Origin of the sequence: Nocardia nova NBRC 15556 (genome assembly GCF_001613005.1) — a bacterium.
GTDB lineage: Bacteria > Actinomycetota > Actinomycetes > Mycobacteriales > Mycobacteriaceae > Nocardia > Nocardia nova.
This window is the reverse complement of record NZ_BDBN01000084.1, coordinates 21,832-42,848: the sequence shown is the minus strand read 5'-3', so window position 1 is coordinate 42,848 and position 21,017 is coordinate 21,832. Positions and strand designations below refer to the sequence as shown.

The 21,017-nt window shown below is 69.7% G+C and carries 23 protein-coding genes; 9 read left to right on the top strand and 14 right to left on the bottom strand.

Annotation, left to right across the window (positions count from 1 at the left end; all coding sequences use genetic code 11):
• The coding region (locus tag NN2_RS28435) for a phosphatase PAP2 family protein (RefSeq protein ID WP_169812459.1) at positions 1 to 874 on the bottom strand (874 nt) is incomplete at its 3' end.
• Positions 875 to 978: 104 nt separating this feature from the next.
• Here NN2_RS28435 and NN2_RS28430 point away from each other — a divergent pair.
• Complete coding sequence (locus tag NN2_RS28430) at positions 979 to 1,680, top strand: TetR/AcrR family transcriptional regulator (protein WP_169812458.1); 702 nt, start codon at positions 979 to 981, stop codon at positions 1,678 to 1,680.
• A 12-nt stretch (positions 1,681 to 1,692) separates the two neighbouring features.
• Here the strand turns inward: NN2_RS28430 and NN2_RS28425 are convergent, their stop codons facing one another.
• Positions 1,693 to 2,124: a hypothetical protein gene (locus tag NN2_RS28425; RefSeq protein WP_063017459.1), complete on the bottom strand. Its 432-nt coding sequence runs from the start codon at positions 2,122 to 2,124 to the stop codon at positions 1,693 to 1,695.
• A 181-nt stretch (positions 2,125 to 2,305) separates the two neighbouring features.
• On the opposite strand from NN2_RS28425, the gene NN2_RS28420 reads away from it, so the two are divergent.
• Complete coding sequence (locus NN2_RS28420) at positions 2,306 to 3,829, top strand: MFS transporter (protein WP_063017457.1); 1,524 nt, start codon at positions 2,306 to 2,308, stop codon at positions 3,827 to 3,829.
• Between the two features lie 20 nt (positions 3,830 to 3,849).
• Here NN2_RS28420 and NN2_RS28415 read toward each other — a convergent pair whose 3' ends face one another.
• The 3 genes from NN2_RS28415 to NN2_RS28405 are packed head-to-tail and all read right to left on the bottom strand — an operon-like array spanning position 3,850 to position 5,752.
• The gene (locus tag NN2_RS28415) at positions 3,850 to 4,080 is read right to left on the bottom strand and encodes a CDGSH iron-sulfur domain-containing protein (protein ID WP_063017455.1); all 231 of its coding nucleotides are present in this window, start codon (positions 4,078 to 4,080) and stop codon (positions 3,850 to 3,852) included.
• Complete coding sequence (locus NN2_RS28410) at positions 4,064 to 4,714, bottom strand: HemK2/MTQ2 family protein methyltransferase (protein WP_063017454.1); 651 nt, start codon at positions 4,712 to 4,714, stop codon at positions 4,064 to 4,066. Before NN2_RS28410 ends, NN2_RS28415 begins: the two co-directional genes overlap by 17 nt.
• A 27-nt stretch (positions 4,715 to 4,741) precedes the next feature.
• The gene (locus tag NN2_RS28405; protein ID WP_063017485.1) at positions 4,742 to 5,752 is read right to left on the bottom strand and encodes an iron-containing redox enzyme family protein; all 1,011 of its coding nucleotides are present in this window, start codon (positions 5,750 to 5,752) and stop codon (positions 4,742 to 4,744) included.
• 205 nt (positions 5,753 to 5,957) lie between these two features.
• On the opposite strand from NN2_RS28405, the gene NN2_RS28400 reads away from it, so the two are divergent.
• The 4 genes from NN2_RS28400 (at position 5,958) to NN2_RS28385 (ending at position 8,597) form a co-directional block, all read left to right on the top strand.
• Entirely contained in the window at positions 5,958 to 6,602 is a 645-nt protein-coding gene (locus NN2_RS28400) for a flavodoxin family protein (RefSeq protein ID WP_051755157.1), read from the top strand.
• 499 nt (positions 6,603 to 7,101) lie between these two features.
• On the top strand, positions 7,102 to 7,365 hold the full coding sequence (locus tag NN2_RS28395; protein ID WP_063017452.1) for a hypothetical protein: 264 nt from the start codon (positions 7,102 to 7,104) through the stop codon (positions 7,363 to 7,365).
• Positions 7,366 to 7,396: 31 nt separating this feature from the next.
• Positions 7,397 to 7,954 (top strand): type 1 glutamine amidotransferase domain-containing protein, encoded by a 558-nt coding sequence (locus NN2_RS28390; RefSeq protein ID WP_063017451.1) that lies wholly within the window; start codon positions 7,397 to 7,399, stop codon positions 7,952 to 7,954.
• A 16-nt stretch (positions 7,955 to 7,970) separates the two neighbouring features.
• A complete protein-coding gene (locus NN2_RS28385) occupies positions 7,971 to 8,597 on the top strand; it encodes a UdgX family uracil-DNA binding protein (RefSeq protein ID WP_063017449.1) in 627 nt (208 codons plus the stop codon).
• Between the two features lie 99 nt (positions 8,598 to 8,696).
• Here NN2_RS28385 and NN2_RS28380 read toward each other — a convergent pair whose 3' ends face one another.
• Together NN2_RS28380 and NN2_RS28375 are read right to left on the bottom strand one after the other, a co-directional pair.
• Positions 8,697 to 9,842, bottom strand: coding sequence for an acyl-CoA dehydrogenase family protein (locus NN2_RS28380; RefSeq protein ID WP_063017447.1), 1,146 nt, complete (start codon positions 9,840 to 9,842; stop codon positions 8,697 to 8,699).
• A gap of 152 nt (positions 9,843 to 9,994) precedes the next feature.
• Positions 9,995 to 10,801, bottom strand: a complete 807-nt coding sequence (locus NN2_RS28375) for a lysophospholipid acyltransferase family protein (RefSeq protein ID WP_051755243.1) — start codon at positions 10,799 to 10,801, stop codon at positions 9,995 to 9,997.
• Here NN2_RS28375 and NN2_RS37885 point away from each other — a divergent pair.
• Positions 10,785 to 11,027 carry a hypothetical protein gene (locus NN2_RS37885; RefSeq protein ID WP_169812457.1) on the top strand — a complete coding sequence of 81 codons (243 nt, stop codon included), beginning with the start codon at positions 10,785 to 10,787 and terminating at the stop codon, positions 11,025 to 11,027. The two genes, NN2_RS28375 and NN2_RS37885, sit on opposite strands and share 17 nt — an antisense overlap.
• Before the next feature lie 44 nt (positions 11,028 to 11,071).
• Here NN2_RS37885 and hflX read toward each other — a convergent pair whose 3' ends face one another.
• The 5 genes from hflX to NN2_RS28350 all read right to left on the bottom strand — a co-directional run bounded on the left by hflX (position 11,072) and on the right by NN2_RS28350 (position 16,239).
• Complete coding sequence (hflX, locus tag NN2_RS28370) at positions 11,072 to 12,673, bottom strand: GTPase HflX (protein WP_082857335.1); 1,602 nt, start codon at positions 12,671 to 12,673, stop codon at positions 11,072 to 11,074.
• A gap of 94 nt (positions 12,674 to 12,767) precedes the next feature.
• Complete coding sequence (gene dapF / locus NN2_RS28365; protein WP_063017480.1) at positions 12,768 to 13,649, bottom strand: diaminopimelate epimerase; 882 nt, start codon at positions 13,647 to 13,649, stop codon at positions 12,768 to 12,770.
• A 66-nt stretch (positions 13,650 to 13,715) separates the two neighbouring features.
• Positions 13,716 to 14,513, bottom strand: coding sequence for a TrmH family RNA methyltransferase (locus NN2_RS28360; protein WP_245658900.1), 798 nt, complete (start codon positions 14,511 to 14,513; stop codon positions 13,716 to 13,718).
• Between the two features lie 44 nt (positions 14,514 to 14,557).
• Entirely contained in the window at positions 14,558 to 15,481 is a 924-nt protein-coding gene (miaA, locus tag NN2_RS28355) for a tRNA (adenosine(37)-N6)-dimethylallyltransferase MiaA (protein ID WP_063017443.1), read from the bottom strand.
• Positions 15,478 to 16,239 (bottom strand): class III extradiol ring-cleavage dioxygenase family protein, encoded by a 762-nt coding sequence (locus NN2_RS28350; protein ID WP_063017441.1) that lies wholly within the window; start codon positions 16,237 to 16,239, stop codon positions 15,478 to 15,480. The genes miaA and NN2_RS28350 overlap by 4 nt, the downstream gene beginning before the upstream one ends.
• A 198-nt stretch (positions 16,240 to 16,437) precedes the next feature.
• Here NN2_RS28350 and NN2_RS28345 point away from each other — a divergent pair, with 198 nt between their 5' ends.
• Together NN2_RS28345 and NN2_RS28340 are read left to right on the top strand one after the other, a co-directional pair.
• Complete coding sequence (locus NN2_RS28345) at positions 16,438 to 17,946, top strand: DUF349 domain-containing protein (RefSeq protein WP_063017439.1); 1,509 nt, start codon at positions 16,438 to 16,440, stop codon at positions 17,944 to 17,946.
• 91 nt (positions 17,947 to 18,037) lie between these two features.
• Positions 18,038 to 18,439, top strand: coding sequence for a nitroreductase family deazaflavin-dependent oxidoreductase (locus tag NN2_RS28340; RefSeq protein ID WP_063017479.1), 402 nt, complete (start codon positions 18,038 to 18,040; stop codon positions 18,437 to 18,439).
• Positions 18,440 to 18,451: 12 nt separating this feature from the next.
• Here NN2_RS28340 and NN2_RS28335 read toward each other — a convergent pair whose 3' ends face one another.
• Both NN2_RS28335 and miaB read right to left on the bottom strand, forming a co-directional pair.
• Positions 18,452 to 19,033, bottom strand: a complete 582-nt coding sequence (locus tag NN2_RS28335) for an Rv2732c family membrane protein (RefSeq protein WP_063017477.1) — start codon at positions 19,031 to 19,033, stop codon at positions 18,452 to 18,454.
• Between the two features lie 138 nt (positions 19,034 to 19,171).
• Positions 19,172 to 20,818, bottom strand: coding sequence for a tRNA (N6-isopentenyl adenosine(37)-C2)-methylthiotransferase MiaB (gene miaB, locus NN2_RS28330; RefSeq protein WP_245658901.1), 1,647 nt, complete (start codon positions 20,816 to 20,818; stop codon positions 19,172 to 19,174).
• Between the last annotated feature and the right edge of the window lie 199 nt (positions 20,819 to 21,017).

Genomic DNA, 21,017 nt, shown 5'->3' with positions numbered 1-21,017 from the left:
CGAGTGCCGGCCCGGCGACCGCGCCCGGTGCGAAGGCGGCGACCACCGCACGACGCCGAGCGGGCCACGGCGACGTCGCGCGCACCATCGCCCACCAGACCCGGATGCCGTCCGCGGTCGCGTCGCAGAGGCGCAGATACGGCACGGCGGCGTAACCGGCGGCGAGGATCAGGACCGCACCGGCGGCGCAGTCGAGCAGATAGTGGTTCGCGGTCCCGATCACCACCAGCGTGATGAGAATCGGATAGCCGACACCGGCCCAGCGTGCGAGCGGAGTCCGGCCGAAGCGGTACAGCATCAGCCCGCACCACAGCGCCCAGCCGACGTGCAGACTCGGCATCGCGGCGAAATCGTTGGTGAGCGAATCCAATCCGCGCGGCGTGCCGGCATCACCCTGCCACCAGCCCACCGAGGCGTGCAGTGCCATCACGTCGATGAAACCGTGGGACTCTTCCAGCAGTCGCGGCGGCGCGGTGGGCAATGCCACGAATCCGATCAGGCCCGCGACGGTCGCGATGCCCAGCTGGGTGCGAGCCGCCCGGTACTGCTCGCGGTGCGCCCACCACATCCAGATCAGGATCGCCGGAGTCACGACGTAGTGCAGCGTGGCGTAGGCGAAGTCGGCCGGAATCGCGAGCCAGGCGTGGCCGACGAAGATCCGGTTCAGCCACAGTTCGGGGTCCAGCCGCAGCCAGTCCTCGATCCGCAGCAGCGCGTGCGCGTCGTGACGGGCGTGGTCGATATTGCTGCCGACCAGCAGCCGGGCGCCGTCGTAGGCGAAATACACCACGACGACCAGCACCACTTCCCGAAACCAGCCCCCGGCTCGCGCCGGAACCTGCGCGAGCGGACCCGAGATGGTTGTTGCAGCCACGACCCGACCTCCACGACGAGGGCTGACGTACAACGTACGGTACGTCGTACGTGCATACTACAATGGCGGCGAGACCGGATTACATCCCGACCGGAGACAGTGCCGTGACATCTGAGCCCGCCCGACGAACCCGAACCGGGGGCGGCCGCCGCCGAGTACCGCGCCATACGCTCAGCGCCGAGGCGATCGTGGACGCCGCGCTGCGCATGCTCGACGACACCGACTGCGAGGGCATCTCCATGCGCGCCCTCGCCGCCGAACTGGGCGTCGGCACGATGACGCTCTACACCTACTTCCGCAGCAAGGACGAACTGCTGCAGGCCGCGCGCGATCAGGTGCTCGACAGCTTCCATCCGCCGGACGTCTCCGGCGACTGGGCCGATCGGGTACGGGCGTGCTGCCAGGCGCTGTACCGGCTGCTCGTGGAACGCCCGGCGGTGCTTCGGGTACTCGCCGTGAAGCCCGACGGCGACGGCGATTTCGCCGATACCGCAACCGCCGCACTGGAATTGGTGCTCTCCCAGTTACGGGCCGCCGGTCTCGGCCGACAGGAGACCGCGCGCGGATACGTGGTGCTGCTGCAATACACCTTCGGCTCGGCGCTGCGTCATGTGTTCGCCCCGGCGCGCCGCAACGGTGAGAACATCCCCAGCCGCCTGCAGATGCTGGATCCGGTGGCCCATCCGACGATCACCGATCTGATGCCCGAACTGGTGATCACACACGGCGGCGGCGAGGAGCAGTATCTGTTCGGCCTGGATCTGATTCTCGACGGGTTGCGCAAGGCGGCCGCGGCACAGCACTAGTCGGGCGCAGTACTAGTCGATCGACAGGCGCAGGGCCAGGTCGATGATCACCGCCTCACGCGGTGCCACGACGTCGCGGCGAGGTTCGTTGACCCACAGCACCGTCTGGCCGGCGCCGTCGAAGCGGGGCAACGCCACGCAGCGCCGCGGCCCGACCACCACGACACGGTGCAGACGCAGCAGATGCAGCAGCGCCAGCGGTGGATCGGGGGCGGGTGCGGTGACGACGAAAGCCAGGCGCCGCGACCGCGGATGCCCGAGCACCGGACCGCAGATCGGCAGTGCGGCGATCATCCTGTGTCCCAGTCGGTTCGGCAGAGCGATCAGGCCGAACCGGCCACCGGTCACCAGATGCGGCCGGGGGCCGATCATCGTGACCGGCAGTCCGCGGTCGGCATACGCCGCGCGGATGCTGTCCGGGTCGTGGACGCCGGCGAACATCATGGGCCCTGCCCGTTGCCTCGCGCCACCTCACCCGTCTCCCTTGCCGGCTCCTCACCTCAACAGCCGCGACGTGGCCGGATCAGGGCCGAAAGTCCCCGCCATCGGGGACCTTGGTCATCGATCCGGGATTTGTAGGATTGCCGGAAAGTAGCAGGAGCTGCTTCGGCAATCGGGAGGCCCGATGATCGACCGGAACCGGACGGCGACACCCGTACGCGGCCGCTGGGGCATGCTGGCGGTGCTGTGCGCGAGCCTGCTGCTCGTCGCCATGGACGCCACCGTGCTCAACGTCGCGTTGCCCTCGCTGATCGAGGACCTGCAACCGGGGGCGCTCGCGCAGCTGTGGATCGTCGACATCTACGGATTGGTTCTGGGCGGCCTGCTGATCACCTTCGGCGCGGTCGGCGACCGGATCGGCCGCAAGCGGCTGTTCCTGACCGGATTCGCGCTGTTCGGCGTCGCGTCGGTGGTCGCGGCGACCGCACAGGTCACCGGTCAGCTCATCGGCGGCCGCGTGCTCCTTGCGGTGGGCGGCGCGATGGTGATGCCCTCGACGCTCTCGCTGATCCGCAACATCTTCGACGATCCGCACGAACGCACCCGGGCGATCGCGATCTGGGCGGCGATCGCCGGGGTCGGCGCGGCGGTGGGTCCGATCGTGGGTGGCGTCCTGGTCGAACACTTCGGCTGGGCCGCGGCGTTCTGGATCAACGTGCCGGTGGTCGTGCTCACGCTGGCGGCAGGGATCGGTTTGCTGCCCGAATACCGGGCCCCGTCGACCACCCCGTTCGACTGGCCGAGCGTGCCGTTGTCGGTGCTCGGTATCGTCGGATTCGTCTGGGGCGTCAAACATCTCGCGCGCGGGGAGGACATCGTGCTGAACGTGTGCCTCCTGCTGGCCGGGCTCGCCATGCTGTTCTGGTTCGCGCGCCGGCAGTTGCGGCTGACCGATCCGCTGCTCGACATCCGGCTGTTCCGGCGACCGGTCTTCCTCGCCGCGGCCCTGGCGACACTGATGGCGATGATCGCGATCGGCGCCGCCCTGTTCCTGATTTCGTTGTGGCTGCAATACATTCACGGCTACTCTCCCGCCGAGGCCGGGATCCGGACGGCGCCGGCCGCGGTCGCGACTCTGGTCGGCTCGCTGACGACACCGGCGCTGCTTCGCTGGACCGGTGTGCGCGGAGTGATGGTCACCAGCCTGCTCATCCTCGCCGCCGGCTTCGCGGTCCTGGCGACCTCGCCCGAACCCACCAGCTACGCCGTGGTCGCGCTGGTCCTGGTCTGCCTGGGTATCGGTGACGGCATCGCGGTCACCGCCGCCGCGGCGGTTCTGGTTTCCTCGGTGCCGGCCGAACGCGCCGGCCAGGGCGGCGCGGTCGAGGAGACCAGCTACGAACTGGGCAACGGCCTGGGGGTGGCGCTGCTGGGCAGTGTGCACGGCGCGCTGTTCACCCATTACATGAGCGAGGTCCCGCTGACCGGAGCCCAGGGCGAGACGGCCCGCGAATCGGCCGGCGGCGCGATCGCGGTGGCCGGCGATATCGGCGGTGAACTCGGGAGCCGCGTGCACGAGATGGCTTCGGCGGCATTCGATTCCGCACTCACGGTCACCTCGTACGCGGCCGCCGGTGTGGTGGCTGCCGTCGCGGTTCTCACCGCGATACTGATCCCGCGGCACACCAGCGTGACACCGCAGCACTGACGCGCCCGCCGACTGCGCGTTCAGCCGCCGCGTTTGCGGCGATGGCGGCGATGGGTGGTATCGCAGAGCGGATAGATCCCGGACCGGCGGCAGGTGCACACCGCGACCACGAACCGATCGCAGCGCACGACGCGTCCGTCGTCGGTCACCAACTCCACCGGCCCCTCGACGAGCACCGGACCGTCCTTGGTGAGCGTGACCCGCGTGCGGCGGGCCGGGCCGGGGGTGGGCTCGTCATTCTCGATCGGCACGGATCACCACCAACTCCTCTTGCCGTGTTCCCGGTTCGATCAGGTGCTGTCGCTCCAGCCAGTGCGCGCGCCGGTTCAGTACCGGACCGAATTCGCAGGTTTCCCGCACGACGATCGCGGCCTTGAGCCCGCCGTCGCGCAGTTGCCGTACGGTCAGATCCGGATCGCACAGCGAGGAATGCACGATCAGCGCGATTCCCTTGGTGCGCAACAGCTCCGGCATCATCCGGCACAACGGATCAAGAAGCGCCCGGCCGCGTGGTCCGCCCTCCCAGGCGCGCGCCCGGCCATGTGCCGGAATCTCGGTAGGACCCGGCACGTAGGGCGGGTTCGCCAGCACCGCGTCGAAGGTACGCCGGTGCAGCACCCGGCCGAAATCGCCGTGCAGCAATTCCAGCGGCACCCCGTGCAACCTGCTGTTGAGCCACGCCGAGGCCAGTGCGCGGCGCGAGATGTCCACCGCGGTGACCGCGGACGCACCGGCCCGCCCCGCCTGGATCGCCACGGCGCCGGTACCGGTGCACACGTCCACCACCTGGGACCCCTCCGGGATGGCGGCGGCCCCCAGCGCTCTGATCAGCAGTCCGGTATCGGCTGTCGGGGCGTAGACACCCGGTGCGCGGAACAGTCTCATGATCGCCGAATACCCGCCTTCCGATGATCAACCCGCGCGATCGCGTGGGATCGCCTCCGGGTCGCGCAGCGAGCTGCGCCCGGCCGACCAGCTGTCGAGCATGTGGCGGTCGATGGCGTTCTCCAGCAATGTCGTCGCCTGGATGCCGAAGACCATCGGTGCGATCAACTCGGGCTCGCGGACCGACAGATCACCGATGACGTCGCGGCGCATCACCTGTTCGTGCACCGCGTCGGCCTCCACGTGTTCGGCGTAGAAGCGCACACACGCCGGATGCGCGTCCAGCCGCCGCAGCGTGTCGACCATGCGACGCGCCGCGGGTGGCGACCCGATCTCGACGCTCGCGAAGTGGCCGACCAGCTCGCCCCGGAACTGCCGGTGCAGGCCGAACAGCGACATCATGTTCACCAGCGCCAGCATCGGCGCGGGGACGGCATCGAGATAGTGCAGATAGGTGTCGTCGAGGCCGGCGCCGGCCAGCAGATCGGCGAACAGCTGAGCGTGGACGTCCTCGCCCCGGCCGGCGCCGAACTCGTCGTATTCGACCGCGACCAGCGCGGCCTTCGCCTGACCGCGCAGACGGGGAATCACCCACGCGTAGGGATCGGCCTCCTTGTGGTGGTAGATCGAGCGGTGCGCGAAGTATTCGCACACCTGCCACCACTGGCCCTGTTCGTTGAGGAAGTGCCCGACGCCCGTGCCCTCGACCGGCTCGACGAGCAGATCGTCGAGTTCGCCGTCGAGGTCGTCGCCGCCGGGCACATCGCGTCGCATCGCGGCCAGGAACCGGTCCTCGAGGTGGGCGCGCATGCGCAGCAACGCCGGGTCCCACTCCCACCGCGGGTCGACGGAATCGAAACCGCGGTAATGCAACTCGTAGCACAGGTGCAACGCCAGCTGCAGATCCTCGCCGTACGGGTCGGTGTTCGCGGTGTCGAAATCGACGTGGCAGGCGGTGCCGCTGAGCAGTGCGCACAGACCGGCGGAGAGTTCGCCGCGCGGCTGCGGTAGCGGCGGCGCGCCGGTATTCGCGGTCACCGGCGCCGGGGTGGGCCGATGCCGGGACGCCGAGAGGTGCCGATGGCCGGATGTTCGGCGCACTTCGGGGTGCGGAATCTCCATAGGCGCCGCATACCCGGTGCTCGTCGCCTTCAATCGGCGCACCGGGGCAGACAGGTTCGAGCGCGGATCGGCGGGTATGCGCGAAACAGAGCATCCCGTCGCCCGTCGAAAGGAGCACCTTGTGAACGACCCGACCGGTTCCCGAGCTCCCGGGGACGACCTCACCGCTATCGCGATCAGTTGCACCCTGAAGAAGTCGCCCGATCGATCGAGCAGCGAGCTGATCGCCGAGCAAGTACTGCGCGAACTGTCGAACCACGGCGTCACCGGCAAGACCGTGCGCGCGGTCGACCTGGACATCCGACCCGGCATCACCGCGGACGAGGGTGACGGCGATCAGTGGCCCCACCTGCGCGAACAGATCAGCGCGGCGGACATCGTGCTGATCGCGACGCCCACCTGGCTGGGCCACATGTCCTCGGTCGCGCAGCGGGTGCTCGAACGCCTCGACGCCGAACTGTCGGTCACCGACGACCAGAACCGGCCCGCCATGGTGGGCAAGGTGGGGATTGCCGCCGTCGTCGGCAACGAGGACGGCGCGCACAAGATCTGCGCCGATACGTTCCAGGCACTCAACGACATCGGCTTCACCGTGCCGGCCCAGGGGTGCACCTACTGGAACGGCGAGGCCATGAGCGGCGTCGACTATCTGGACCTGGACAGCACTCCCGAGGCCGTCGCGACGACCACCGCGGGCATGGCGCGCAATGCCGCGCATCTGGCGCGGACCTTGAAGGCCGCGCCCTACCCCGCCTATCCGTCGTAGGGCCCGGGCGGATCGCACCGCGAATCTTCATGCGTTCGAGGAGCCGATATGTACACCGAAAGCGCCGGACCGCGAATACGGGCGAGCGAGACCCCGGTCCCGGAACCGGTTCCGCCACAGCCGGTTCCGGATCCCACGCCCGAACGTCCGATCCCGGCCCCGGAACCCGATCCGCGGCCGCCGTTCCCGGAGCCCGGTCCCGTTCCGGGCCGGCCGCCCGAACCCGGCCGCCCGATACCGGGACCCGCCCCGGATCCGATCCCCGGCCCTCCGCCGCCGAGCCCCGGCCGACCGGTCCCTCCGGAGCCCGTTCCGGAGCCGCCGCCCGACCCCGGCCGACCGATACCTCCGGAGCCCATTCCCGAGCCGCCGCCCGATCCTGGCCGCCCGATCCCCGGCCCAACGCCCGACCCGAACCCGTCCGTACCCGGCCGTGATCCGCGGCCACCGGTTCAGCAGGCCGGTGTTTCACCGGCCCCGCGCCGGGCACCCGCCGGACATGACATCCGATGAGCAGACCCCTGGAACGCATCCGCAGGTCACCGCCGAGGATCTGCGGATGCTGCTGGACGCGGGCAGCCCCGGCACCCGCCTGGTGCTGACCGAAGGCCGGGTCCGGCTCGCCACCGACAGTGGTGCGGACGGAATGGAGTTGATCCGGCGCCCCGAACTGGCCGACCGCATCGGCGACCACCCCGATCAGCACGAACTGGCCGAGCAGGCCGAACTACTCAACACGCTGATTCGCATGCAGGGCGCCTGAGCGCCCGCGCGAGTCCCGAGAAGGAGACGAGATGAGCCGACCCGACCGAGAGCCCACCGTCCTGGTGGTCACCTCACAGACCGGTGTGGAACGCGACGAGCTGCTGGAACCCCTGAAGCAGTTGCGCGCCAACGGAATTCGCGTCACCCACGCCGCCCCGTCCACCGATGCGGTGCAGACCTTCGTGCACGACACCGAAGCCGACACCACCGTCGACCCGGACACCGATCTGGCCTCGGTATCGGTGAGCGATTTCGACGCGCTGGTGGTGCCCGGTGGCACCGTCAACGCCGACAAGTTGCGCGCCACCAAGGAGGCCGTCGACCTGGCGCGCGGATTCGCCGACGCCGGAAAGACGATCGCCGCGATCTGCCACGGCCCGTGGCTGCTGGTGGAGGCGGATCTGATCCGCGGCAAGACCATGACCTCGTATCCGTCGCTGCAGACCGATGTGCGCAACGCGGGCGGTCAGTGGGTCGACGAGCAGGTGGTCCGGACGCAGGACGGCTGGACGCTGATCACCTCCCGCAATCCGCGCGATCTGGACGCGTTCTGTTCGGCGATCGAGACCGAAGTGGGCGCGAAGTGACGGTGACGGCACGATCATGGTGAAAGCCCCGGGTGCGGCGGAATTCGTGCCGGACACCACGGATCTCGCGCGATTGCGTGAGGCCGCGGGCGGATGTCACGGCTGCGATCTGTACCGGCATGCGAGCCGGACCGTCTTCGGCGAGGGCCCGGCGCACGCCCCGATGGTGATGATCGGCGAGCAACCCGGCGACCGTGAGGATCTGGCCGGACACCCGTTCGTCGGCCCCGCCGGGACGCTGCTGAATCGCGCCCTCGCCGATGCCGGAATCGACCGTGACGCGGTGTATCTCACGAACGCGGTGAAGCATTTCAAGTTCACCGAGCGTGGTAAGCGCCGCATCCATCAGAAGCCCGGGCGCACGGAGATCGTCGCGTGCACGCCCTGGCTGACCGCCGAGCTCGACGCGATCCGCCCGCGGTTGGTGGTCTGCCTGGGTGCGGTGGCCGCCCAGGCCGTCTTCGGTCCCGCTTTCCGGATCACCCGCGACCGCGGGCGGCTGATCGCGCACGACGATCACCGTGCGCTGGCCACCATCCATCCGGCCGCCGCGCTGCGCGCTCCCGATCGCGACGAGGCCTACGACGGGCTGGTCGCCGACCTCACCGAGGCGGCCACCGCACTGTCCGGAACGAGCTCCTAGGAGCGAAAACGCTTGCGGCACACCACGGCCGCCGCCGGTGGTCCGGCGGCGGCCGTTGCTGCCGGAGACGGGCAGCCGAAGTACGTCAGCTCGGTGTCGTCAGCTCAGCTTCAAGGAGCGGCCGATGATCTCCTTCATGATCTCGGTGGTGCCGCCGTAGATGGTCTGCACGCGCGCATCCATATACGCCTTGGCGATGGGGTACTCGCGCATGTAACCGTAACCGCCGTGCAGCTGCAGGCATTTGGTGATCAGGTCGAGCTGTTCCTCGGTGCTCCACCACTTGGCCATCGCGGCATCCTCGGCCGAGAGCGTGCCGGCGTTGAGAGCCTCGATGAAGCGGTCGACCAGCACGCGCACCGCGGTGGTCTTGGTGGCCAGCTCGGCCAGGACGAAACGCGTGTTCTGCTGGGCGCCGATGGGTTTGCCGAAGGCCTTGCGGTCGCGCACGTACTGGATGGTGGTCTCCAGGCAGCCTTCCATCGCGGCGGCGGCCATCACGGCGATCGACATCCGCTCCTGCGGCAGGTTCTGCATCAGGTGGATGAAGCCCATGCCCTCGGTGCCGAGCAGGTTTTTGGCCGGAACCCGCACGTCGGTGAAGCTGAGCTCGGCGGTGTCCTGCGCCTTGAGACCGATCTTGTCGAGGTTGCGGCCGCGCTCGAAGCCGGGCATGCCGCGCTCGACGACGAGCAGCGAGAAGCCCATCGCCCCCTTCTCGGGATCGGTCTGCGCGACCACGATCACGATGTCGGAGTTGATGCCGTTGGTGATGAAGGTCTTGGCGCCGTTGATGACCCAGTCGTCGCCGTCCTTCACCGCGCGGGTCTTGATGCCCTGCAGATCCGAACCGGTGCCCGGCTCGGTCATGGCGATGGCGGTGATGATCTCACCGGAGCAGAATCCGGGCAGCCAGCGCTGCTTCTGCTCATCGTTGGCCAGCTCCAGCAGATACGGCGCGATCACGTCGTTGTGCAGCGAGAAGCCCAGACCCGAGTACTGACCCTTGGTGGTCTCCTCGGTGATCACCGCGTTGTAGCGGAAATCCTTGACGCCGCCGCCGCCGAACTCCTCGGGCACGGCCATGCCGAGGAAACCCTGCTTACCGGCCTCCAGCCACAGCTGGCGATCCACGACGCCCGCCTGCTCCCACTCGGCATGGTGCGGCGCGACGTGCTGATCCAGAAATTTACGGTAGGACTCCCGGAACAGATCGTGTTCGGGCTCGAAAAGGGTGCGCTCCACGCCAACCTCCTAGTGACCACATCGGCAACTCGCCTGCCACATACGGTACCCGGAAGGGGAATCGCGGTTCACTTCAGATCCGAAAAAAGTCGCCCACCTGTGCGAAAAGCTTCAGCAGGTGATCCCTGCGCACCCTGAACGCGGGTAAACCTCTACAGTCCGACAGCGCCGCGGACGCGGCCCCACAGGGTGCGGCCGCGATCACGATCGCGCTCGGCCAGCAGAGCGGTGATCTCTTCCTCCAGCGCCTTGCGCACCACCTGCTGCAATTCCTCCGCGGCGGCGTCCAGATCGGTGGCGTCCTGCCACGGCGTGGTCTCGATGGGCGTGCCGATCGAGTAGTAGAACCGTTCGGGCCGGGGCACGACGGTGGGACCGATTCCGCGCATGAGCGGCGGAGTGAGATTGCCGCGGATTCCGAGCGCCTCGACGGTCCAGCGCAGCGGGCTCATCACCGGATGATCGCCGTCGAAGACCACGTCGAACACGTCGTCGGCGCCGATCATCGCGGTGGGCAGGATCGGCGCGCCGGCCTCGATCGCCATGCGGGCGAAGCCGGTACGCCCCTCCCATTTGAGGTGGTATTTCTCACCTTTGCGGCGCATCGCCTCGCGGCCACCGCCGGGGAACACGATGACGGCCTCGCCGTTGTCGAGCAGGGTGCGGCAATTGTCGCGCGAACCGCGCACGCTGCCGATCCGGTGCACGAGCTCACGCACCGGCGGCACCCGCATCAGCACGTTCTCCGCCAGGCCGCGCACCACCCGGCCGGTGCGGTGGTAGATCTCGTGCACCAGCAGCGGCGCGTCCACGCCGCCGAGCAGCGTGTGGTTGCCGACGAGCATGACCGGGCCGGTCTCGGGAATGTTGTCCAGGCCGTGGAAAACCGGACTGTTCCACAGCCGCACCGGCGTCGACAGGGCGTCGAAAACGCGAAGATCGATGGCGGGCACCGTCATTCGCAACGGTGCTCCGTCACTGAGCGTGGCGGGAACGCTCGGCATCGCGGCAGCGCTCGGCCTCGCGGAAGCGTCCGGCGACGCGGACTGCCCCGGTGTTGCCGGCGAACGCTCGGCGGTGGATTCGACAGGCATGGATTCGACAGGCATGGATTCGATGGGCATGGAATCGACAGGCATGACATCGTTCCCGGACATTTGCACCCTCCCTGCAGCCGTTCGGTGACGCGATTCTACCGAAACGACTGTGGCACACAGACTACGAAAGCTTCAGTGCGAAGGCCCCGCTGCTTCCGCACTGCCGACGGTGCCCGCGTGCGCGTACTGCGACAGGGTCGGTGCGAGCGCCCGGGGAACCCGGGCCCGCACCCGCGTACCACCCTCCTCGTGCGAGGAGCTGATGATGCGGCCGTCGGAGTGGATGCGCGCGAGCAGATCACCACGAGTGTACGGGAGCAGCACACTCACCTCGACATCGAGCCCGCCGAGGATCTCCGCCAGCCGTTCGCGCAACTGGTCGATGCCGCGGCCGGTGCGGGCCGAGACGAACACCGCGCCCGGCAGCTGCGCACGCAGATGCGCCAGCTGCGTCGCATCCAACGCGTCGATCTTGTTCACCACCAGCAACTCCGGCGGCCCGGATCCCTCGCCCTGCTCGCGCAGCACATCGGTGATCACCTCGCGCACGGCCTTGATCTGCTGATCGGGCAGCGCGTCGGAACCGTCGACCACATGCAGCAGCAGATCGGCGCCGGTGACCTCCTCGAGGGTGGACCGGAACGCTTCCACCAGCTGAGTCGGCAGATGCCGGACGAATCCGACGGTGTCGGTGAAGACGACCTCGCGGCCGTCGTCGAGCGCGGCCCGGCGAGTCGTCGGATCCAGGGTGGCGAACAGCGCGTCCTGCACCAGGATGCCCGCGCCGGTCAGGGCGTTCATCAGGCTGGATTTCCCGGCGTTGGTGTAGCCGACGATCGCCACCGCCGGAATGCCGCTGGAGGTGCGCCGCGACCGCTTGGTGTCGCGGGCGGTCTTCATCTCCTTGATCTCGCGGCGCAACTTGGCCATCCGCTCGCGGATCCGGCGGCGATCGGTTTCGATCTTGGTCTCACCGGGGCCACGGGTACCCACACCGCCGCCCGCACCACCGGCCCGGCCACCGGCCTGCCGCGACATCGATTCACCCCAGCCGCGCAGTCGCGGCAGCATGTACTCCATCTGTGCCAGCGACACCTGCGCCTTACCCTCGCGGGAGGTGGCGTGCTGGGCGAAGATGTCCAGAATCAGCGCGGTGCGGTCGATGACCTTCACCTTGACGACCTTCTCCAGCGCGTTCAGCTGCGCGGGGGTCAGCTCACCGTCGCAGATCACCGTGTCGGCGCCGGTCCCGAGCACCACCGAGCGCAATTCGTCGGCCTTACCCGAGCCGATGTAGGTGGCCGGATCGGGCTTGTCGCGGCGCTGGATCAGCGCGTCGAGCACCTGAGAGCCGGCGGTTTCGGCGAGCGCGGCCAATTCGGCCATGCTGGCGTCGGCCTGCGCGGCGTTGCCCTCGGTCCACACGCCGACCAGCACGACCCGCTCCAGTCGCAACTGCCGGTACTCGACCTCGGTGACGTCGGTGAGCTCGGTGGACAGCCCCGCGACACGGCGCAGCGCGCTGCGTTCGTCGAGTTGCAGTTCACCGACCGTGGGCGCGGCCGCCCAGCCGTTGCCGGAGTAGCCGCTGCCGTCGTCCTCGTCGGCGTCGTAATCGCTCACGCCGGTATCGGCGTCGTCATCGCCGATGCTGTAGTCCTGGTCCGCGTAGCCGTCCGTCTCCGAGTCGAGCTGCTCGATCGGGGTGAACTCGTACGTTTGTGATTTCCTCATACACCTCCATGGTCCCACGCCACAACCATCGGGCGCACTCGGATATTTCCGGCCGACGCCGGGAGCGGCCCCGGTACGGCGCAGCTCACACGGATCAGGCGCCGGCCCACCACTCACCGGCGAGGTGTCCGGAACCGACCAGCACCGAGGGGCCGCGCAACCACGCCTGCCCGTGATCGATGCCCACGGTGACGGCACCGCCGGGCACCCGGACCCGCACCTGCGCCGAATCCGCCGCCGGATCTATGCCCGCACTCGTCAGCGCCGCGGCGGCCGCGGCGACCGTGCCGGTGCCGCAGGAGCGGGTTTCGCCGACGCCGCGTTCGTAGACCCGCATATCGACCGCGCCGTCCTCGCCGAGCGCGGTCAGAATCTCCACGTTCACGCCGTGCGGGAACAACTCCGGATCGAAACCGGGTGGCACGGAGAGGTCGAGCGCGGCCAGCCCGTCGGCGGTGAGCCCGGGATCGACACAGGCCAGATGCGGATTGCCTACGTCGACCCCGACTCCGGCCAACGCGCTGCCGGCGACCGTGGCGGTGGAATCACCGAGCATCCGCACCGGGCCCATACCGACGGTGACCTCGCCGTGCACCTCGTCGAAGGAATGCACGACCACCGAGCGCGCGCCCGCCCGGGTGCCGACCACGAATTCGGTATCCCGCTGCATTCCGGTGGCGAGCAGATAGTGGGCGAACACGCGCACGCCGTTGCCGCACATCTCCGCGATCGACCCGTCGGCGTTGCGATAGTCCATGAACCAGTCCGCCGCGGCCACACCGTCGGGCAGTTCGGCCAGCTCGCCGCGCTCCACCAGCGCCCCCGCCCGGGCGACGCGCAGCACACCGTCGGCGCCGATGCCCCGGCGCCGGTCACACAGCACGGCGACGGTGTCGGGGGCCAGGCGCAGGCGGGCGTCGGCGTCGGGCAGCACCACGAAATCGTTCTGGGTCCCGTGGCCCTTGCCGAATTCGATATCGGCCGCGCCGGACACCGTCTGCACCTGCTCGCTCATCGACGTCGTTCCTCCACCCGTCCCGCACTATTCACCGGCCGCGCCGGCGTTCACCTTCGATACCGACACCCGGCGCTGCCGGGATATTTCGTACAGCACGACCGAAACGGCGCAGGGGGTGACCGGGATCGCACCCGCCGGAATCCGCACCATCTCGTCGCATGCGTCGCGCCACCGCGCGTCGAGCTCGCCGTCGTCGGCGAACACCATGATCGTCGCATCCGCGAAGGTGTGCGCATCGACCGGCTCGTCGGCGGGGTCCGCACCGACACCGACCAGCCGGGCCGGGACTCCCGCGCCCGCCCGCAATTCGGCTACGGCAGCCGGGCCGGGCACTCGCACCACCGGCACCGCGAACAACGCGCCTGCCGAGGCGCGCACACACCGCGGGTCGTATTCGTCCGCGCCGGAACCGCTGATCACCACCGCGGCGGCGCCGAAGGCGTGCGCGGTGCGCAGCACACTGCCCAGCCGCAGCGCGGAGGCCGGTCTATCGATCACGACCACCGGACGTGCCGGATCGAGGCGGACCTCCGAGCCGTCCCGGCTGCGGGTGTGCGCCAGCGCCACCAGTTCCGGTGTGCCGGTATCGGGTTCGGCGAGTTCGTCGAGGGCGTTACCGACCAGTCCGATCGCCGGCACCGCGTCGTTGTCGAGCACCTCGCGCGCCCACGCCGGCAGCGGGGCGCCGAGGCGGTACAGCACCGCCTCCAGCGGCCAGCCGTTCGCCACCGCCGCGGTGATCGGTTCGCGGCCGTGGACGAGAAAGCGGCCGTCGCGCCGGCGGCGGGCGCGGTTGCCGAGATAGGCTCGCCACTCCCCCACGGAGGCATTACGGGTCGTCGATGGGCGGGTGGTCGATGGGCGGGTCACTGCCGAATCGATTCCTGTTCGTCGAGCACATGGGCCAGTACCGCATCCGCCAGGCGCGGATCGGCGCCGTCGACCCAGTGCACGCGTGGGTCGCGGCGGAACCACGAGCGTTGCCGGCGCACGTAGCGGCGGGTGCCGATCAGCGTGCGCTCACGCGCATGGCTCAGGTCGTATTCGTTGTCGAGATGAGCCAGGACTTGTGCGTAACCGATCGCCCGGCGTGCCGTCTGGCCCCGGCGCAGGCCGCGGCCGATCAATTCGCGCACCTCGTCGACGAGACCCTGCGCGAACATCGTCTCGGTGCGGGTCTCGATGCGCGCGTCGAGCTCGGCGGTCTCGCGGTCGACGCCGATGATCGTGGTATTCCATCGGGGCGTGCCGCGTTGCGGCTGCGAGGCGGCGAACGGCCGGCCGGTGAGTTCGACGACCTCGAGCGCCCGGACGATCCGCCGCCCGTCGGTGGGCAGAATGGTCTGCGCCGCAACGGGATCGGCGGCGCGCAGGGCGGCATGGACGGCGGCGATCCCGTCGCGTTCGAGAACCGCCTCCCACTTCTCGCGGACGCGGGTGTCGGTGGCCGGGAATTCCCACTCGTCCAGCAGCGCCTGGACGTACATCATCGAACCGCCCACGATGACCGGCACCCGGCCGCGCGCGAGAATGTCCTCGACGTCGGCGGAGGCCGCGGCCTGATACGCGGCGACGGTGGCCGTTTCGGTCACCTCCAGCACGTCGAGCTGGTGGTGCGGAATGCCGCGGCGCTGCTGCGGCGGCAGTTTGGCGGTGCCGATATCCATGCCGCGATACAGCTGCATGGCGTCGATATTGACGATCTCCCCGTCCAGGCGAACCGCCAATTCCAATGCCAGATCCGACTTTCCGGTCGCGGTCGGGCCGATGACGGCGATGGGCGCACTCATCGCGCACCCGCCGGATACCAGACCGACGCGTGGTAGCCCACACCGAAAGGTGCTGCGCGATAGAGGGTTTCGACCTTCGGATCGGCGGTGTCGATACCGAACAGACCGGCCAGCACCTGAAAGCCGGGACGGCCCGCCACCTCGAGTTCGGCACACAGCCGCGGGTCCAGTGCGCCGAGTGCCGCGCGGTCACCGGCGTCGAGGGCGGCATCGATCCGCTGTTGTTCGCCCTCGGCACGGGGATCGAGGTATCCGGGCGAGGTGGTGGACAGGGTCGCGGCGCCGTCGGCCACGATCAGCACACCGTGCGCGCGCGGGTCGGCGTCCAGCTCGCCGCGCAATCGGGCCCCCAGATCCACGCAGCGGGCGGGCTCGGCGCCGGGATCGACCGGCAGCGCCCGCGCCTCGATGTCCTCGCCGTCCTCGGCCGCGATCCGTCCGCGCAGCCATGCGCCCACCAGCAGCGCGGCCGGCCAGTCGAATCGCGGCTCACCGCCGGGGTCCGTCGCCGACAACGCGACCCGGACGTCCGCGCCGAAGCCGCGGAAACTGCCCACGCCGGTCGTCGGCTCGGTGCCCGCGCCGACGATGGTCCAGTGCCGGGCCTGCCGGGCCAGCAGCCGCCCCGCCTCCAGGACGGCCTCGCGCAGTTGCGGTACCTGCGCGGCCGGGTGGGTGGCGTCGGTCAGCGGAGTCGCGCCGCCCAGTTCGGGAATCAGCACGAGCGGCGAGGGAATCAGCGCGGCGACACGAAACACCCGTCAACGGTAGCGGCCGCCGGGAAACGGCAGCCGAGGCCGCCGCTCACCCGGGGTGATCGTGTTCCCACCACCCTCAACCGTCACTCGGTCCACGCCACCGTTCGCAAGAGAGGGCAATTCTGTCTATTGGCTGGTTGAATGGGATCTGCTAGGGCGTAACCAGGCAGCCGTGACGCGCGGCAGGGATGAGGAGCGATGACCGACAACAGCGGAACCGAGAAGGCAGTGCATCCGGAAACCGGCGCGGCGCAGCAGTCCAGCAATCCCGCCGCGAAGCGTCCGACTCCGGCCGATGCCGCCCCGAAGCCCGGCGCGGCGCCACGCCCGGGAGTACCCAAGCCGGGCGCGCCCAAACCCTCCGCAGCGCAGCGAGCCGAACCGGCGGCGAAACCGGCGGCGACGCACCACGTCAAACCGGCTCCCGTCCCCGGCCCCGCCCATGAGCATCCGCATCCGGTGGTCGTGCCGACCGTCAGCGATCCCAGCGAATGGGGCCGGGTCGACGACGACGGCACCGCCTGGGTCAAAACCGGCGGCGGCGAACGCGTCGTCGGCTCGTGGCAGGCCGGTGACGCCGCCGAGGGCCTGGCGCATTTCGGGCGTCGCTTCGACGATCTGGCCACCGAGGTCGCGCTGCTCGAGGCTCGCCTCGCGGCCGGCACGGACGCCCGCAAGACCAAGGCCGCGGCCGTCGCGCTCGCCGAATCCCTGCCCACCGCGGCGGTGATCGGCGATGTGGACGGTCTGGCGCAGCGTCTGCAGGCGATCATCGAACATTCCGACGAGGCGGCCGCCCACGCCAAGGAGGAGAAGGAACGCACCCGGCACGAGCACACCGAGCGCAAGGAGGCGCTGTGCGCGGAGGCCGAGCAGATCGCCGCCGAATCCACCCAGTGGAAGGCGGCCGGTGACCGGCTGCGTGAAATCCTCGAGGAGTGGAAGTCCATCCGCGGGGTGGACCGCAAGGTCGACGACGCACTGTGGCGGCGCTTCTCCAAGGCGCGCGAGGCGTTCAACCGCCGCCGGGGCGCGCACTTCGCCGAACTCGATCGCGAACGCGCCGCCGCGAAGGCACGCAAAGAGGAACTGTGCGCGCGGGCCGAGGAGCTGTCCGATTCCACCGACTGGGTGGGCACCGCCGCGGTCTTCCGGGATCTGCTGACCGAGTGGAAGGCGGCCGGGCGCGCCCCCCGCGAGGCCGACGAGCAGTTGTGGCGGCGCTTCAAGAGCGCCCAGGACGTGTTCTTCGCCGCGCGCAACGCCGCCGCCTCCGAACGCGATGCCGAATTCGGGCAGAACGCGGTGGCCAAGGAGGAACTGCTGCGCCACTACGAGGACCGCATCCCCGAGCACATCGAACCCGATTCCGCGACACTGGATTCCGCGCGCGCCGCCCTGCGCGAACTGCAGGAGCGGTGGGATGCGGTCGGCAAGGTGCCGCGCGAGCGCATGCACGAACTCGAGGGCAAACTGCGGGCGCTGGAGAAGCGGGTACGCGAGGCGGTGGACGCCCAGTGGCGGCGTACCGACCCCGAAGCGATGGCTCGCGCGGCGCAGTTCCGCGAGCGGGTCGCCCAGTTCGAGGAGCAGGCGGCCAAGGCCGAGGCGGCGGGCCGCACGCGCGATGCCGAGAAGGCGCTCGAGCAGGCCAAGCAATGGCGTGAATGGGCGGATGCCGCCGAGGGTGCGGTCAGCCGGCGCTGAGCCGTTCGTTCGCCGGCCGGCGGTGTCGAGTTCGCCGCCGACCGGACGGTACGCGCCGCCGCCCCGCGGCAATCTCGACGAGGAGCCGACCATGGATGTCCGCGAGATCAATCGAGGCGTTATCGAGCAGTTCCGCGCCGGTGGCCCGATAGAGGGGATGCACCGGGATCGTCTGGTGCTTCTCACCACCACCGGCCGGCGGTCGGGGACGCCGCACACCACGCCGATGATGTTCCATCCCGACGGCGACCGGTTGCTCGTCGTCGCCTCGAACGTGGGCGCCCCGCAACATCCGGACTGGTATCTGAACCTCGTCGCCGATCCGGCGGTGACGGTCGAGGTCGACCGGGAGACCTATCCGGCCACCGCGGTACCGCTGCAGGGCGCCGACTACGACCGGGCGTGGACGGAGCTCACCGCGTTGTATCCGTTCTTCGCCGACCACGCGACGAAGACCGAGCGCACCATCCCCGTGGTGGCGTTGCGACGCTGAGCGCCGGACCGGCTACTTGTCGTCGCCGAACAGCCGGCGCCGGTCCTGCTCTTCCTTTTCGGCGGCCGCGATGCGCCGGCGCTCTTCGGCCTCGAGCTGGAGCGCGGTCCGGCTCCACACCACGCGGATCCAGTGGAAGGTCAGCACCACGATCCCGATCGTGGCCAGAATCAGTCCGATGCCCGGGCCGGCGCCGTGGTAGTTGCCGAGGCCGGGGGTCTGGCGGTGCCAGATCGAGAGCACCCCGAAAACGCTGCCCACCGCGGATCCGGCGACCGCGACCCAAGCCAGCGCCCAGCGGCGGGTGACCAGCGCCAGCGACGAGAACCCGATCCCGAAGATCACCACGAACCATTCGAAGACCCGCGACGGCAGCCCGATGTGCTCGGCCTGCGCGTGGTTGTCGAAGGCCAGCACATCCAGGCCGCGGGCGGCGCCGGCATGCGGCAGGACCAGCGACAGCAGCAGGACGAACACCGCGATCGCGACCACCATCGCCCGCGTCCCGGGATCGATCTCGCCGGCGATCTTGCGTTCGACGGCCTCGAGGTCGCCGCGGAACTGCTCGAAGACCTTCGACTCTGCGGGGTTCATGCTCTCCTCATTCGGCTCGGTCGCATCGTTCGGCTGCTGCGCCGGTGGCTGGTGCGGGTGCTGCGGCGCGGACGCGTCACCGGATCGCTCCGGTGTGGCGTCGCGATCGGCGTCCTCGTTCCCGCGTTCGGCCATCGGTCACGCCCCGCATCCGGTGTCACAACCGGCGGCCGCCGGCGGAGTCTCACAACCGGCGGCCGCCGGCAGAGTCTCACAACCGGCGGCCGCCGGCGGAGTCTCCGGGGCACCGATCCGCGGCAGTCCGAGGCCCACCCCGATCGGTGCGGTCTTCGGCAGTACACCGCGTTCGTGCGCATCGCCGGCGCGGGTGCGGCGGTGGGTGTGGACCGGACCGTCGGCGATGAGGTGGTGGGGCGCCGCCTCGGTGATGTCGACGGTGACGATATCGCCGGGCCGAATCGCCGCGTCGCCGGGCCGGAAGTGCACCAGCCGGCCGTCGCGCGCCCGGCCGCTCATCCGCGCGGTCGCCGCGTTCTTCTTGCCGGCGCCCTCGGCGACCAGCAGTTCGACCTCGGTGCCGATCAGCGCGCGATTGGCTTCCAGCGAGATCTGTTCCTGCAGTTCGATCAACCGGTCGTAGCGCTCCTGGACCACCGCCTTGGGCACCTGATCGGCCATGGTGGCCGCGGGCGTGCCGGGACGGATCGAATACTGGAAGGTGAAGGCGCTGGTGAACCGCGCCTGCCGGACGACGTCCAGGGTCTCCTGGAAATCCTCCTCCGTCTCGCCGGGGAAGCCGACGATGATGTCGGTGGTGATCGCGGCGTGCGGCATCGCGGCCCGCACCTTCTCGATGATGCCGAGGTAGCGATCCTTGCGGTAGGACCGGCGCATCGCCTTGAGCACCCGGTCCGAACCCGATTGCAGCGGCATGTGCAACTGCGGGCACACGTTCGGAGTCTGCGCCATCGCCTCGATGACGTCGTCGGTGAATTCCGCCGGATGCGGCGAGGTGAAACGCACCCGCTCGAGCCCGTCGATGCTGCCGCAGGCGCGCAGCAATTTCGCGAAGGCGCCGCGGTCCCGGTGTTCAGGCGCGAAGTCGGCCGGATGTCCTTGCGGCAGTGCGGGTTCGGCGAAGTTCACCCCGTAGGAGTTGACGTTCTGCCCGAGCAGCGTCACCTCGAGCACGCCCTGATCCACCAGCGCCTGCACCTCGGCCAGCACGTCGCCCGGCCGCCGGTCGACCTCTTTGCCGCGCAGCGAGGGCACGATGCAGAACGTGCAGGTGTTGTTGCAGCCCACCGAGATCGACACCCAGCCGGCGTAGGCGGATTCGCGACGAGCCGGCAGCGTGGACGGGAAGGCCTCCAGCGATTCCAGGATTTCGACCTGCGCCTGCTCGTTGTGGCGGGCGCGCTCGAGCAGCACCGGCAGCGACCCGATGTTGTGGGTGCCGAAGACGACATCGACCCAGGGCGCCTTGCGCACGACGGTGTCGCGGTCCTTCTGCGCCAGGCAGCCGCCGACCGCGATCTGCATACCGGGCCGCTCGGCCTTGATCGGGGCCAGATGTCCGAGCGTTCCGTACAGTTTGTTGTCGGCGTTCTCGCGCACCGCGCAGGTGTTGAACACCACCAGATCGGCGGTCTGCCCGCCCGTCGCCTTGGTGTATCCGGCGTCCTCGAGCAGGCCCGACAGCCGTTCGGAGTCGTGCACGTTCATCTGGCAGCCGTAGGTGCGCACCTCGTAGGTCCGCGGGGACTGCGGATCGGTGGCCGAACCGGGGGCGCGTCCCGCAGCCGAATGCGCTGCAACCTGCATGGACGAATTCACGGGTCCAGGGTAGACGCTGCGCGAAATCGGACGCCCACCCCGGTCGCCCGGGACCGGGCCGCGGTGACGCCGGTCACGCGGGCGGGTGCCCAGGTCACCACCGGGTTAAGCGCAGGCGGCGACGGCGCGACGCACGCGCCAAAAGTGCGCATTTCGCGCAGGACCGCTCTAGGGTCGACTGTCATGA